The sequence below is a fragment of the Planomonospora sp. ID67723 genome (assembly GCF_015711605.1).
In the GTDB taxonomy this organism is placed as follows: Bacteria; Actinomycetota; Actinomycetes; order Streptosporangiales; family Streptosporangiaceae; genus Planomonospora_A.
The window spans coordinates 370,044-384,600 of sequence record NZ_JABTEZ010000006.1; the positions used below are offsets into that span (position 1 = coordinate 370,044).

12 protein-coding genes are annotated in these 14,557 nt (G+C 72.1%); 8 read left to right on the forward strand and 4 right to left on the reverse strand.

The features are described from left to right. Positions 1-164: 164 nt before the first annotated feature. The 4 genes from HS041_RS36315 to HS041_RS36330 all read left to right on the forward strand — a co-directional run bounded on the left by HS041_RS36315 (position 165) and on the right by HS041_RS36330 (position 5,507). Positions 165-1,424 (forward strand): extracellular solute-binding protein, encoded by a 1,260-nt coding sequence (locus HS041_RS36315; protein ID WP_307845625.1) that lies wholly within the window; start codon positions 165-167, stop codon positions 1,422-1,424. 82 nt (positions 1,425-1,506) lie between these two features. Further along, a complete protein-coding gene (locus HS041_RS36320; protein ID WP_230880263.1) occupies positions 1,507-2,412 on the forward strand; it encodes a carbohydrate ABC transporter permease in 906 nt (301 codons plus the stop codon). Between the two features lie 64 nt (positions 2,413-2,476). Then, complete coding sequence (locus HS041_RS36325) at positions 2,477-3,358, forward strand: carbohydrate ABC transporter permease (protein WP_196445410.1); 882 nt, start codon at positions 2,477-2,479, stop codon at positions 3,356-3,358. 229 nt (positions 3,359-3,587) lie between these two features. Beyond that, complete coding sequence (locus HS041_RS36330) at positions 3,588-5,507, forward strand: N-6 DNA methylase (protein WP_307845626.1); 1,920 nt, start codon at positions 3,588-3,590, stop codon at positions 5,505-5,507. Positions 5,508-5,511: 4 nt separating this feature from the next. Here HS041_RS36330 and HS041_RS36335 read toward each other — a convergent pair whose 3' ends face one another. Further along, positions 5,512-5,952, reverse strand: a complete 441-nt coding sequence (locus HS041_RS36335; RefSeq protein ID WP_307845627.1) for a nitroreductase family deazaflavin-dependent oxidoreductase — start codon at positions 5,950-5,952, stop codon at positions 5,512-5,514. A gap of 115 nt (positions 5,953-6,067) precedes the next feature. Between HS041_RS36335 and HS041_RS36340 the strand changes: the two genes are divergently transcribed. Then, positions 6,068-6,499 carry a GNAT family N-acetyltransferase gene (locus HS041_RS36340; protein ID WP_196445411.1) on the forward strand — a complete coding sequence of 144 codons (432 nt, stop codon included), beginning with the start codon at positions 6,068-6,070 and terminating at the stop codon, positions 6,497-6,499. 46 nt (positions 6,500-6,545) lie between these two features. Here HS041_RS36340 and HS041_RS39855 read toward each other — a convergent pair whose 3' ends face one another. Next, positions 6,546-7,514, reverse strand: a complete 969-nt coding sequence (locus tag HS041_RS39855; protein WP_304609572.1) for a DUF3152 domain-containing protein — start codon at positions 7,512-7,514, stop codon at positions 6,546-6,548. Between the two features lie 189 nt (positions 7,515-7,703). Here HS041_RS39855 and HS041_RS36350 point away from each other — a divergent pair, with 189 nt between their 5' ends. Further along, positions 7,704-8,771, forward strand: a complete 1,068-nt coding sequence (locus HS041_RS36350; RefSeq protein ID WP_196445413.1) for a class I SAM-dependent methyltransferase — start codon at positions 7,704-7,706, stop codon at positions 8,769-8,771. Positions 8,772-8,825: 54 nt separating this feature from the next. Here HS041_RS36350 and HS041_RS36355 read toward each other — a convergent pair whose 3' ends face one another. Both HS041_RS36355 and HS041_RS36360 read right to left on the reverse strand, forming a co-directional pair. Beyond that, positions 8,826-9,692, reverse strand: coding sequence for an alpha/beta hydrolase family protein (locus HS041_RS36355; RefSeq protein ID WP_196445507.1), 867 nt, complete (start codon positions 9,690-9,692; stop codon positions 8,826-8,828). Between the two features lie 279 nt (positions 9,693-9,971). Continuing rightward, on the reverse strand, positions 9,972-12,800 hold the full coding sequence (locus tag HS041_RS36360; protein WP_196445414.1) for an AAA family ATPase: 2,829 nt from the start codon (positions 12,798-12,800) through the stop codon (positions 9,972-9,974). 190 nt (positions 12,801-12,990) lie between these two features. Here HS041_RS36360 and HS041_RS36365 point away from each other — a divergent pair, with 190 nt between their 5' ends. Next, positions 12,991-13,752, forward strand: a complete 762-nt coding sequence (locus HS041_RS36365) for an ABC transporter ATP-binding protein (RefSeq protein ID WP_307845628.1) — start codon at positions 12,991-12,993, stop codon at positions 13,750-13,752. A 101-nt stretch (positions 13,753-13,853) separates the two neighbouring features. Continuing rightward, complete coding sequence (locus HS041_RS36370) at positions 13,854-14,552, forward strand: ABC transporter ATP-binding protein (RefSeq protein WP_307845629.1); 699 nt, start codon at positions 13,854-13,856, stop codon at positions 14,550-14,552. The last annotated feature ends 5 nt before the right edge of the window (positions 14,553-14,557 follow it).

A 14,557-nucleotide genomic window follows, 5' to 3' on the forward strand; every position in this document is an offset into this window, starting at 1 on the left:
AATCGACTGCCGCCGCCTAGCGTGGTCCGCATCACAGAGGCTCAGGTCTCTCAGTCGAAGCTCTGAACGGCTGTATCGCAGAAACATCACGGGCCGAGACGTCTCTCGGCATCCCAACTGGTACGGACCAGTATGGCCCGTATAGCGATCAAGGTGGTAGTCACGTGAAAAAGAGACTCGTCGGCGCGGTCACGTTCGGGCTGTCCGCCGCACTGGTCCTGACCGCCTGCGGCTCCGAGAGCCCTTCCGGCGGGGACGCGACGGCGGGCGGCGAGGTCAGGCTGAAGCTCGTCGCCGCCGACTACGGCGACGGCCCCACCGCCGACAACAGCGGTGACAAGTTCTGGAAGGGCGTCGTCGAGGAGTTCCAGGCGGCCAACCCCGGCATCAAGGTCGACGTCCAGGTCATCAACTGGAACGACATCGACAAGCAGGTCGCCACCATGGTGCAGAACGGGCAGGTGCCCGACATCCTGCAGACCGGCGACTACTCCGGCTTCGTCAAGGACGGCCTGCTCTACAAGACCGACGAGGTCCTCTCACCGGCGACCTCCTCCGACCTGCTGGAGAAGTTCGCCGACTTCGGCAAGGTCGACGGCACCGGCTACGGCATCCCGTTCGTCTCCTCCGCCCGCGCGCTGTTCTACAACAAGGACCTGTTCGACAAGGCCGGCATCGCCGAGGCCCCCAAGACCTGGGACGAGGTCAAGGCCGCGGCCGAGAAGCTCAAGGCCGCCGGGGTCACCCAGCCGTTCGGCCTGCCGCTGGGCAACGAGGAGGCCCAGGCCGAGTCGTTCCTGTGGTTCCTGGGCAACGGCGGCGGCTACAAGGACGCCTCCGGCAACTGGGCGATCGACTCACCGGCCAACGTCGAGGCCTTCGAGTACCTCAAGGGCATGGTCTCGGCCGGCCTGACCACCCCCAACCCCGGCACCAAGAACCGCAAGGACGTCTGGGCCGACTTCGCCGCGGGCAAGGTGGGCATGGTCAACGGCGGCCCCATGTCGATCCCGATCTTCGAGAAGGGCGGCCTGACCAACTTCGGCGTCGCGCCCATCCCGGGCAAGACCGGCCCGCTCGACACCACCCTCGGCGTCGAGGACTGGATCATGGCGTTCAACAAGAACGGCCGCAAGGAGGAGATCAAGAAGTTCTTCGACTTCTTCTACGGCGGCACCGCGGCCCAGAAGATCAGTGACACCTACAAGCTGCTCCCGGTCACCAAGTCCGGCATCGAGAAGCTGTCGTCGGACGAGAAGCTCAAGCCGTTCCTGGACGCCCTGCCCAACGCGACGTTCTACCCGTTCCAGGACCCGAAGTGGTCCGAGGTGAACACCCAGATCAAGCAGACCATCGGTGGCGCGATCGACGGTGACCCGAAGGCGGTCCTCGGCGCGATCCAGAAGGTCGCGACCGCCAACTGACCACCCGCCCCGATCCCCGGCGAGCGGTACGGCGTGCGTCTCGGGGCGCATGCCGTACCGGCGCCAACCGAAAGCAGGACTTATGCAGCAGACACTCACCCCGGCTCGGGTGATGCGCGCGCTGGCCCCGCTGGCCTGGATCGGCCCCGCCGTGGCGCTGATCGGCGTGGTCGTGGTCTGGCCGGTCGTGGTGATGATCCAGTCGTCGTTCCTGAGGATCAGCCGGTTCGGCGTGGTCCAGGGGGCGAACGGGGCCGACAACTACACCAAGCTGTTCGCCGAACCGGACTTCGGCGGCGTCATGGCCAGGAGCCTGGTGTGGGTGGTGGCGGTGGTGACCATCACCGTGCTGATCTCCCTGGGTCTGGCACAGCTGTTCGACCAGCGCTTCCCCGGCCGCCGCCTCGCCCGCTGGGCCCTGATCGCGCCGTGGGCCGCCTCGGTGCTCATGACGGCGATCATCTTCAAGTGGATGCTCGACCCCGAGGTCGGCCTGATCAACATGGTCCTGCGCGATCTCGGCCTGCTGGACGCTCTCGGCGGCGCCGGCGCCGACCCGCTCGGCAACGCCGCCACCGCGATGCCGTGGCTGATCTTCGTCGCGGTCTTCGTCTCGGTGCCGTTCACCACCTACGCGCTGCTGGCCGGCCTTTCCGCGATCCCCGCCGACGTCTACGAGGCGGCCAAGATCGACGGAGCGTCGAGGTTCCGCACCTACTGGTCGGTCACGCTGCCGCTGCTCCGGCCCGCCCTGGTCGTGGCGACGCTCATCAACGTGATGAACGTCTTCAACAGCTTCCCGATCATCTGGGCCATGACGCACGGCCAGCCCGGCTACTCCACCGCCACCTCGACCATCTTCATGTACATCCTCAAGGGCTCCGACATCGGGGAGTCCGCGGCCATGTCCGTCGTCAACTTCGGCATGGTGATCGTCCTGACCGTCATCTTCCTGAAGGTCAGCAAGTGGAAGACGGAAGTCTCATGACCGAACGGAGCGAGGTCATCAACCGGCACGGCACCCTGGTCACGAGGCCGGCGAAGGAGCTCTCATGACCCTCACCCAGAGCGCCCCCGCGGCCCGCCCGAAGGCGGTCCGGCCGCCCGCTCCCGCGCGGCGGCTCCCGTCGGCCCGGACCGCGCTCGTCGCGGGAAGCGCCTACCTGATCGCGTTCGTCTTCCTCTTCCCCTACCTCGTGATGATCCTCACCGCCCTCCGCCCGCAGGAGGAACTGCGCGAGGCGACCTACCTGCCGCAGACGTTCGCCTGGTCCAACTTCGCGAACTTCTGGACCGGCGGGCTGGCCCAGAATCTCGGTGTGACCCTGCAGGTCGCGGCCGGATCGACGCTCCTGGTGCTGCTGGTGGCCCTGCCCGCCGCCTACTACACGGCGCGGCATGAGTTCCGGGGGCGCACGGCGTTCATGGTCCTGGTGCTGATCACCCAGATGTTCCAGCCCACCGCGATGCTGGTCGGCATCTACCGGGAGTTCTACCAGTTCGGCCTGGTCGACTCGGTCTGGTCGCTGATCCTGGTCAACAGCGGCTTCAACCTGGCCTTCGCGGTGTGGATCCTGCACGCCTACTTCTCCTCCATCCCGCGCGAGCTGGAGGAGGCGGCGTTCATCGACGGCAACGGCCGCTTCGGCGCGCTGTTCCGGGTCACGCTCCCGCTGGCGATGCCCGGCGTGGTGACCGCGCTGATCTTCACCTTCATCGCCGCCTGGAACGAGTTCGTCGTCGCGCTGACGCTGACCACGACCCCGGCCAACCAGCCGCTGACGGTGGCGCTGAACTCCTTCATCGGCCAGTACCAGGTCGACTGGCAGAATCTCTTCGCGGGCTCGGTGATCGCCACGATCCCGGTCATCATCCTGTTCGCCCTCATCGAGAGGAAGGTCGTCGGCGGTCTGACCGCGGGATCGATCAAGTAGGTAGGGTGCGGCTCCGATCGCCCGTCTTCCCCTGCGGCGCGAAGAGGACGGTCGTCCACCGCCGTTGATCCCGCCCCGCCCACCGTTGTCTGAACCGGTACGAAACGATGTGAAAGAGGCTTCGGAGAGTGCGAAGATGCACGCCTGAACCGCTTTCGTCGGCCAGTATTCGGGTTGGTACGGCATCGCGGCGAGGATCTCGGCCCAAGACTGCCGATCAACTGGAGGGGTGAGAGTGGCCACGGAGGACGGCGCGACGGTGACTGCGGGCGACATCGCCAGACTGGCGGGGGTCGGCAGGGCCGCGGTGAGCAACTGGCGCAGGCGGTTCGGTGACTTCCCCGAACCCGTCGGCGGCACCGCGTCGAGCCCGCTGTTCTCACTCGCCGAGGTCGAGGCGTGGCTGCGCGCCCAGGGAAAGCTTCATGAGCTCCCCGAAGACGAGCTCCTCTGGCAGCAGGTCCGCAACTCCGCCGACGACCTCCACCTGCTCTCCCTCGTCAGCAGGCTGGCGGCGGCCATCGCGCACCGGAGGCTGGGGTCGCTCCTGCGGGGGGAGGACTCCGAGGTCGCCGAGGCCCTGCCGGAACTGGTGGTGGGCACGAGCGACGTCCCGCTGATCCGCGCCACCGCCGCGCTCGCCGAGGCCCGCGGGCCGGAGGAGATGGTGGAGTTCCTCTACGCCCGCTACGCCGAGGCGCACTCGCGCCGGGTTCAGGCGATCTCCCCCGAGGTCGCCCGGCTCATGGCGGCGTTCGTCGAGCCGCGGGCCACCGAGGTGTTCGACCCCTCCTGCGGCCACGGCGGGCTCCTGATCGCCGCGGGGAGCGACCCCGGGAGGATCCGGGCCGTGGGCCAGGAGCGCGACGAGGCCTCGGCCCGGCTGGCGGGCGCCCGGCTGGCGGTGCGCGGCATCGACGCCGAGGTTCGGCCGGGAGACGCTCTGACCGGTGACGGATTTCCCCACCTGCAGGCCGACGCGGTGCTGTGCAGCCCGCCGTTCAGCGAGCGCGGCTGGGGATACGAGGAGCTCGCCGGAGACCCGCGCTGGCAGTACGGCCTGCCGCCGCGCGGGGAGTCCGAGCTGGCCTGGGTCCAGCACTGCCTCGCCCACGCCCGGCCGGGCGGGCAGGTGGTGGTCCTCATGCCGCCCGCGGCGGCGAACCGCAGGTCGGGCCGGCGGGTCCGCTCCCAGCTCATCCGGACCGGAGCTCTGCGCGCGGTGGTGGCCCTGCCCTCCGGGGCGGCGCCCCAGTCGGCCATGCCTCCCCACCTGTGGCTGCTGCGGCGGCCGGACTCCGGTGACCGGATCCCCTCGCACGTTCTGATGATCGATGCCACCGGGTCGCGGGAGTCCGTGATCTCGGCCTGGCACTCCTTCGTGGCGGACCCCCAGCGCGAGACGGCGGGCGGCAGCCGTGCCGTCCCGGTCATCGACCTGCTCGACGACGAGGTCGACCTCACCCCCGCGCGCTACCTGGTCCGGTCGGCCGTCAGCCCCGGCGGCGTCGGCAGGGCCCGCGAGGAACTGCTGAGCCTGGCCGCCGAGCTGGCCGGTCTGGCGCCGTCGGCCGTCGAGTCACCGCACGAGCCGTTCTCCATGGCCACCCTGGGCGAGCTGGCGAGGGCCGGGAGCCTGCAGATCGTGCAGACCCCGATGCGGATGGAGACCTCCGGCGGTGAGCTGACACTGCTGACCGCCCAGGACGTGCTGCTCGGCCGGAGCCCGACCGGCCGGGGCGGCGACGAGCCCGGCCTGGTCGTCGCCGGCCCGGGCGACGTCGTCGTGTCGGTGGCGGGCCGGGCCCCGGCCGCCAGGGTGGTCGAGGAGGAGATCACGCTCGGCTCCCACCTGGCCCTGGTCCGGCCCGACCCGGACTTCTTCGACCCCTACTTCGTCGCCGGGTTCCTCAAGGTCTCGGCCCGGCAGTCGGCGGGCTCCCTCTCGGGCGCCTCCCGGATGGACGTACGCCGCGCGCAGTTGCCCCGGCTCTCCCTCGCCGAGCAGCGGCGGTACGGGGAGGTGTTCCGGCAGCTGGAACGCTTCGAGAGCGCGCTCCGCCGCGCGAACGAGGCGGGCGAGCTGCTGGGGCGGCTCGTGCTCGACGGGCTGGCGAGCGGGGAGCTGCAGCCCACCCCCCGGGGGTGACCCCTCAAGCCCTTTCGAGAACGACGACGGGTATGTCCCGGGAGGCCTTGGCCCGGTAGCGGTCGTAGGTGGGGAAGACCTCCACCATCACCGGCCAGAGCCCGGCCTTCTCCTCCGGCGTGGCCGTGCGGGCCAGCGCGGCGAACCTCTCCGCGCCGACCTGGACCCCGACGTGCGGGTCGTCCGCCAGATTGAGGTACCAGGCCGGGTGGTTCTCCGACCCTCCGTTGGAGGCCACGACGAGATACCGGTCGCCGTCCCTGCCGTAGATCAGCGCGGTACGGCGCAGCTTGCCGGACCTCCGCCCGCGGGTGGTCAGCAGCAGGGTCGGTATGCCCTGGTAGAGATGGCCCTTGGCGCCGTCCGACTCGACGTAGGAGCGGATGTGCCTGGCCACCCAGTCCGTAGGGTTGTCCAGGATCTCGGCGTCTTCCCCTGTGTCCACGAATCCTCCCTCTGGGGTGATCCATCAATCTAAGGGGGACGACGGCCGGACAGACAAGATCCCCGGAGGAATGGCCTGCTGGCGCCGGTGGGCGGACATCCCTAAAATGATCACCATGCTGATCGAGGAACGGCCTGCGGACGACGACGCCCTCTCCGGTCTGGTGTCCGCGGCCTTCGAGGAACTGGTCGCCAAGTACGGCGCCGAGGGCCGCTCGGGGGTGCATCCCGAGGCGCGCTTCCTCGTCGCGGTGACCGGCGACAGGGCCGTGGGGTGCGGGGCCGTGCAGCCGGTGGACTCCGCGACCGGGGAGCTCAAGCGGATGTACGTCGTGCCGGACCACCGCGGCCGGGGGGTCGCACGGTCGCTGCTGGGCGCGCTGGAGGATCTGGCGCGGGCGCAGGGGCACGCGGTGCTCCGCCTGGCCACGGGCCACCTCCAGCCGGAGGCGATCCGGCTGTACCGGGGCTCCGGCTATGAGCCGATCCCGCCCTATGGCAAGTACGTGAACGTGCCCACGACGTTCTGCTTCGCCAAGGCGCTCTGACACCCGGCGCGGGACGCCCGGCGCGGGGATCCTCGCGCGCCCGGCGTCAGCGTTTGGGGAAGGGCCAGGGGTTGGGGCGGCAGCCGTACAGGGACTTGGTCTGCTGGAGCATGATGGGGGCGCGCCGGCCGGGGCCGGGGCAGGGGACGTGGCCGTGCCCCAGGCCGTGGCCGACCTCGTGATTGATCACGTACTCGCGGTAGGAGGCGATGTCGCCCCGGTAGCCGGGTACGCCCTCGTTCCAGCGCACCGCGTTGATGACCGCGCGCCCGCCGTTCCAGCAGGACAGCATGGATAAGGTGCGCAGCGGCAGGCACCGGCGGTCCGTCATCGCCGGGCTGGACAGCGAGACCCGGATCCGCACCGGCCCGCGTGAAACCCGGTGGAAGCGGAAGCCCCAGCCGCGCCGGTCGTTGAGGATCCGGTGCACTTCCCGGGCGAACTCCTTCCGGTCGAACGGGAGGCCCCGCTCGACCTCGACCACGTAGCGGACGACCTTCCCCTTGCCCCGGGGCGGCCGGGACTCGCCGGGGGCGACGCGGTAACGGCCGCTCGCGGAGGCCGGCACCGACACCTGCCGCGGCTGCCGCCGGCCGTTGGCGAACAGGCGCGTCCCCTGCGGGCCGGTGGTCGGCTCCGGCGGCGGGGTCGGCGTGACCAGCACCGGAGGCCCGGTGACGGAGGGGGTCACCGGGGCGAGGGCGGTGGCGGTGGGGGAGGGGGCGACGGCGGCGGACGGGGGCACGGTGGCGGAGGGCACAGCGGCAGAGGGCACGGTGGCGGAGGGCACGGTGGCGGAGGGAGCAGCGGCCACCGGCGGGGATCCCGTGGGCAGAGGCGTCCCCGAAGGGGCCGTCGTGGGCGGGGAGGGCAGCGATGTCGCGGGTGGCGGGGGCGTGGTCCGAGCCAGGACCGGGACGGCCACCGGGGCGGCCACCGGGGCGGCTGGCCCGGTCACGACGGTGCTTCCGCTGACCAGAAGCGTCGCCGTACCGGTGAAGACAAGCAGCCGCAAAAGGGGCTTACCTCGATGATTGTCTACGTTCCCGGTCATAGCTCGTAAACCCTATTGCCACTACGGCACCGGCCGTAACTCCGGACACCTGCATCGCACGGCGGGACGGCTGTGAAAGGCTGGTGGCAGCGTTTCGGCAGTGCCTCTCCCCACCATCGGCGAAGCGACATGACCCAGGGAGAGACGACCATGACCACGCCCGTTCCCGTGACCACGGAAGAGTTCGCCGACCGCCTGTTCCGGTCCGCCCTCGGTGCGATCGAGATCCTCACGATCCACCTCGGCGACCGTCTGGGCTGGTACCGCGCGCTGGCCGCGCACGGTCCCGCCACCCCCGCGGAGCTGACCGCCCGCGCGGGCGGCCATGAGCGCTACGCCCGCGAGTGGCTGGAGCAGCAGGCCGTCAGCGGCATCCTGACCGCGGACCCCGACGGCCGCTTCGCCCTTCCCCCGGGCGCGGCAGAGGTGCTGACCGACGAGTCGAGCCTGGCCTACCTCGCCCCTCTGGCCCGCATGCTCGCCGGGGCCGCGGTGCAGACACCGGCTCTCCTGGAGGCCTACCGGCACGGCGGCGGCGTCGGCTGGGCCACGTTCGGGGCGGACATGCGTGAATCCCAGGCCGAGATGAACCGGCCCTGGTACGAGCGCGCGCTCCCGGCGGCCCTGGCCGGGGTGGCCGACCTCGACGCGGTGCTCCGCCGTCCCGGCGCGCGGGTCGCCGACGTCGGCTGCGGCGGGGGCTGGTCCTCCATCGCCCTGGCTCGCGCCTATCCCGAGGCGACCGTCGAGGGCGTCGACGTCGACGCGCCCTCCATCGAGCTGGCCGCCCGCAACGCCAAGGAGGCGGGCCTCGACGAGGGGCGCCTCGCCTTCCACCACGGCGACGCCACGTTGCTCGGCGAGGGCCGCTACGACGCGATCTTCGCCTTCGAGTGCCTGCACGACATGTCCCGGCCGGTGGAGACCCTGGCCGCGGTGCGGCGGGCTATCAGGCCCGGCGGCGCGGTCGTCGTCATGGACGAGGCCACCGCCGAGGCCTTCACCGCCCCGGCCGGTGACACCGAGCGGTTGCTGTACGGCTTCAGCCTGCTCGTCTGCCTGCCGGACGGCATGGCCCACCAGCCCTCGGCGGGCACCGGGACGGTGATGCGCCCGGACACCCTCCGCCGCTACGCCGTCGAAGCCGGGTTCCGGGACGTGGAGGTCCTGCCGATCGAGGACTTCGGTTTCTGGCGGTTCTACCGGCTGCTCACCTGAGAGCACGCGGAAGCGGCGGCCACCCGGCAGGGCGGCCGCCGCCGTCAGTCGTCTCTAGGAGTGCGGGCAGGAGGAGCGGTACTCCTCGACGGTCGTGCTACGTGCGGGCGGGGGGCACAGGAACTGGTCGTAGCGGAGGTCGTCGTCGACGAAGCGCTTCATCCACGAGATTCCGTACTTGGCGATCGTGTCGTTGTCGCTGTTCGGCGCGAAGTGACTGGCGCCGTTGAGCTCCAGGTACGCCTTCTCCGGCGCGGCCGACAGGCTGGCGTAGAACGGCTCGGAGTGTGAGCCCACCGGGGCGATCGAGTCGTTCTCGGCACCGATGATCATCGTCGGCACCTGGACGTCGCCCCAGGTCTTGTCGGTGTGCCACGGGGTGAGCGGGACGGCCGCCTGCAGGGACGGGCGGCTGTCGGCCGCGGCGAGGGTGCCGCCGCCGCCCATGGAGTGTCCCATGACGCCGATACGGCTCGCGTCGAGCCGGCTGCGGACCGTGCTGCTGCTCTCCTCGGCCAGGTGGTCGGCGGCGGCCAGGATCTGCCGGCCGCGGCTGTCGGGCTGGTCGTAGCGGCTGTTGGTGTCGATGTTGAAGACCACGAAACCGTGGGAGGCGAGCCGCTCGGCGAGCCAGGCCATGGTGGACCTGCTCGCGGTGTACCCGGGGGCGATGATGACGCCGCCGAAGGTCCCCTGGCTGGTGTCCGTCGGGTAGTAGATCGTCCCTCCGCCGAAGCCGTCGGCGGACAACGAGGAGACGGTGGTGCTGGCGATGCCGAAGGGGCCGCGGGTGGCCTCGAGGGCGGAGCTGGTGGGGTTCGGGCCGCGCTCGTAGCCGGCCGCCGCCTGGGCGGTGGGCGCGATCGCACCGGTGCCGCCGACGAGGGCCAGCGCCAGGGTCAGCTTGGCGAGCATCCGCATCGGACGGCTCGCGGAGATCGGGGGGTGTGACTGCACGGTGACGTACTCCCTGTCATAGGGGGAACCACGTGACGGGCGTCCGCGCTGACGGCCGTCCGGCACGTTCGGCCGCCAGATGCGACGGCCTGCGGCAACGATGCTCAGTGGTTCCTGCGGAATCGTTGACGGGGATACTTTCGCGCTGTCAGAGCCGGCAGTGCATCGGTGAAATCACCGGTCTGCCGTATGGATCAGCAGGAGAGGACCCCGCCGGAGCCCTTCACCGCCCCGGCGAGGGCTTCACCCCGACAGCATCCGGGCCAGCTCGACCCGGGAGCGGATGCCGAGCCGGGTGAAGACGTTCCTGAGATGGTGCTCGACGGTGCGCGGGCTCAGGTAGAGCTGGGCGGCCACCTCCCGGTTGGTCGCCCCGTCCGCGACCAGCCGGGCGATCTGCAGTTGCTGCGCCGTCAGCGCCCGGGCCGCGGACGACTCCTCCGGCACCCCGGTGGCCCGGGTCCGGGAACGGGCCGACGGCAGGGACTCTCCCGAGGCGCGCAGCTCGCCGCGGGCCTGCTCGGCCCAGAGACGCGCGCCGTGACGCTCGAAGGTCTCCAGTGCGCCGTGCAGGTGCTCCCTGGCCGCCCCGGGATGCCGGTTGCGGCGCAACACGCCGCCGAACAGCAGCTGCGTGCGGGCTGTCTCGAAGGCGCAGGAACCCCGGTGGTGCAGCTCCAGCGCCTCACGGAAACGCTCCTCGGCCTCGCCGGGATCGGCCAGCAGCGCGTGGCAGCGCACGGCCAGCGCCAGCCGGTCCGGGTTGCCCGTGCTGTCCGCCCACCGGTCGAGTACGGCCAGCGCCGCCCGGGCCTGCTCGACGTCGCCGGTTCGTACGGCCGCCTCGACGAAATGGGGGGTCGCTATGACCCGGACGACCAGGTGGCCGCCGGTCCCGTCGGCCCGGGCCGTCGCCCGCAGCCGGCCGGCCGCGCTCGCGTGGCGGCCCGCGGCGACGTCCAGGTGGGCCAGCGCCCAGTTAGCCAGTGCGCCGGCGACGCCCAGGCCGTGGGCGTCGGCCAGCTCGATCGCGCTCCTGGCCCGGATCCGGCACGTCTCCTCGTCGCCCTCCACGGCGGCGGTGAGGGCGAGCCAGCCCAGGTGCTGGGCCGCGCTGTTGAGCCGGCCGGTCTCCTGGGCCAGCCGCAGGCCCTCCAACGCGTTGGCGGTGACGGAGGTGTAGCGGCCCATCCACAACTCCGCCTGGATCAGGAACTCCAGCACCTGCGGCACGATGGAGATCGCTCCCTGGGCGCGTGCGGTCTCGATGGCCATCGTGGACAGCTTCAGGGCCTGGGCGTCGTCGCCCAGCAGGAGGCTGGAGACGCAGGCCCAGACCAGGACGGAGGGGCTGTCCACCGAGGGGGCGAGTTCCAGCACGCGGCGCAGCGGCGCGGCCGCCTCCTGGTGCCGCCCGCGGAAGGTGGCCGCCATGCCCGCCAGGTACTCGTACATGAGCTGGGTGGCCGGCGGGTCGTCCGGGTGCCGCAGCGCCGCCGCGCGCCGCGTGATGGCGAGGAAACGGTGGGTGTCACCGGCCAGGTAGCTCGCCTCGCTCGCCCTGATGAGCGCGCGCACGGCCTGCTCCCGGTCGCGGTCGAGCAGCCACTCGGCCGCGGCCAGCAGCTCGTTGCAGGCGTTGGCCGTACGGCCGCTGCGCAGATCAAGGCTGCCCCGGACCAGCTCGGCCCGGCCCCGCACCTCCTCGGAGACCGTCAGGGAGTTCAGGCGGGCGAGCAGCGAGCGGGCGCGCTGTGGCAGGCCCGCGTGCCAGGCGTGCCGGGCGGCGGCGGCCAGGCGGGCCGCCCTGACGTCGCCGCGGGCCGTCAGCTCGGCGGCGCGCTCGAAGGCGCGGAACGGCTCGGGGAAACAGCCTTGGCGCCCGGCCGTGCCGTCCAGCGCCTCCACCAGCTCGTCGGCCAGCCGCTCGGCGGGACCGTCCAGCGCGGCCGCCTGGTGCCAGGCCCGCCTCAGGCGCTGGTGGCCCTGGTCCAGGACGCTCGCGAGCAGCAGGTGCGCCGTGCGCCGCCGGGCGAGGGAGGCCTCGCCGTACACGACGGACCGCATCACCGGTTCCCGGAAACCGTAGCGATCTCCGGGCAGGTGAGCGACGACCCCCGCCCTCTCGGCCGCCTCCAGGGCGGTGAGAACGCGGCCCGGCCCGGCGGCCCCCGGTACGGCGGGCTCGCCGGCCTCCCGGCCGGCGGCACGCAGGAGCGTGGCCGTGTCCAGGTCCGGGTCGGCCGCGACCAGCAGGAGCAGGTCCGCGGTGTCGCAGGGCAGCCGGGAGATCCGGTCGGCGTAGGCCCGCCACAGCCGCCCGCCGGGCGGCGGCGTCTCCGGCGGCGGGGCGACGCCGCTCAGCTGCTCGGGGCTCAGCGAGCCGACGAGCTCGCGCAGAGCGAGCGGGTTGCCCCGGGCGGTCTGGGCGAGCGAGGCCCGCAGGTCGTCGGTCAGTCCCGGCGCGAGATCGTCGATCACCTGCCGGGCCGCCTCCTCGCCGAGCTCCCCGAGGGGCATCCGGGGGATGTCACCGGGGACGCCGTCGTCCTCCCCGGCGGCCAGCAGCACGACCGGCCCCCCGCTCAGGCGCCGGGCCGCGAAGAACAGCGCCTCGCGGCTCGGCGCGTCGAGACGGTGGACGTCGTCGGCGCAGACCAGGACCGGGCGGCCCATGGCCAGCAGCAGATTGAGGACGGCGGCCGGCAGCGCCAGCCCGCTGCCGGCCGTACCCAGCTCCAGCGCCTCGAGGAGCACCGCGGCCTGCGCCGGAGGCAGCGACGGCAGCCGGTCGGCGACGGGGCGGAGCATGGCGTGCAGCCCGGCGTACGGCAGGCGCTCCTCCTCGCGGACTCCACGGGTCCTCAGCACGACGAACTCGGGGGCGAGCCGCGCCGCGAGAGCGTCCGCGAAGTCGAGCAGCGCGGACTTGCCCGTTCCCGGGGCGCCCGCCAGGAACAGCGCGCCGCCCGCTCCGCAGAGGGCGCCGCCGAGCAGCCGGTGAAGAGTTTCCAGCTCCGTGTCACGGCCGTGCAGCGCGGTCGCCCGGGTGGCGGGAGAGGCAGAGAGCATGGCCCAGTGTTACGCGCGGATGTCGTGTCTGAGAAGAGCCGATGTCGGGTGGCTGCCGGGCGGCTCCGGCATCGGTGCGGGTGCTCGTGGGACTGGTGATTTCACCGATGCGCGGCATGGGGCGGCACCCCGACAATTCCCTGATCCTTTCCGTCACCCCGGCCCCGGTCGTTATCCCTCAGGAGAGACGGTGACACTCGAGATCGACGGGCTGACCGTGCGCTTCGGTGGCGTCACCGCGCTGTCCGGGATCGACCTCACGGTCCGCCCCGGTGAGCTGGTCGGCCTGATCGGCCCGAACGGGGCGGGCAAGACCACCCTGTTCGACTGCCTGACGCGGCGGCGCGTCCCGGAGTCGGGCCGGATGCGTTTCGAGGCCAGGGACCTGAACGGGCTGCCCCCCGACGAGATCGCCGGGCGCGGGATCGCCCGGACCTTCCAGCATCTCGGCCTCTTCCCCCGGCTCTCGGTGCGGGAGAACGTCATGATCGGAGCCCACCGCCACGGGCGCTCCGGATTCGGCGCGGCCGTGCTCAGGCCGGGCTGGATGCGGCGGGAGGAGCGGCGGCTCAGGGAGATCGCCGACGAGGTCCTGGGCCGGATGGGCCTGCTCCCGCTGGCCGATCATCCTGCCGGGCACCTTCCGCACGGGACGCTCAAACGCATCGAGATCGCCCGCGCGCTCGCCGTACGGCCCCGTCTGCTCCTGCTCGACGAGCCGGTCAGCGGCCTCACGCAGGACGAGGTGGTGGAATTCGCCCGCGTCATCCAGGAGGTGCACGCCGAGTCCGGCGTCGCGATCGTCGTGGTCGAGCACCACATGGGGTTCGTCATGGACCTCTGCGAGCGGGTCGTCTGCCTCGACTCCGGGGAGAAGATCGCCGACGGGACGCCGGGCAGGGTGCGACGTGACCCGGCCGTCGTCGACGCGTACCTGGGGATCGTCCCGTGAGCGCGGTGCGGAGGCGTTCCGCTGCCTTCCCCGATGGCGGCCCGCAGGGTGGGAACGATCCATCGGCGGGCGGAGGGCCCGCCGGGCCGCCCTTCCTCCGGGTGAGCGGGCTGCGCGCGGGCTACGGCCCCGCGCGGGTCCTGAACGGGATCGAACTCGTGGTCGGGGAGGGGGAGATGGTCGCCGTCCTCGGACCGAACGGTGCGGGGAAGACGACCCTGCTGCGAGCGCTGTCCGGCATGGTGCGGGGCCGCGGTTCGGTCCGCCTGCGCGGAACCGAGATCCTCGGGAAGGCTCCGGAGGAGGTCGCCCGCCTGGGGGTGACGCACGTCCCGGAGGGGCGGGGCACGTTCGCCCCCCTCACCGTGGAGGAGAACCTGCGGATCGGCGCGCATCTGCGGCGCAGGTCGCACGTGGCCGAGGACATGCGCCGCGTCCTGGCCTATTTCCCGCTCCTGCAGGCTCACCTGCGCCAGCCCGCGGGGAGCCTGAGCGGTGGCGAGCAGCAGATGCTCGCGGTCGGCCGCGCACTGATGGCGCAGCCCCGGCTGCTCCTGCTCGACGAGCCGTCCCGGGGGCTGGCGCCCGTCACCACCCGGCGGCTGTTCGACGTCCTGCGCGCGGTCAACCTCCACGACGGGGTCACCGTGATCGTGGTGGAGCAGAACGCCCAACTGGCGCTGGAGTTCGCGAGCCGCGCCCTCGTCATGGAGACGGGACGGCTGGCCCTGGCCGGCGAGGCGGGGCGGCTCGGCCCCGGACGCCGGGTCGCCTCCGCCTACCTCGGCCCGCGGAGGTGACCGCC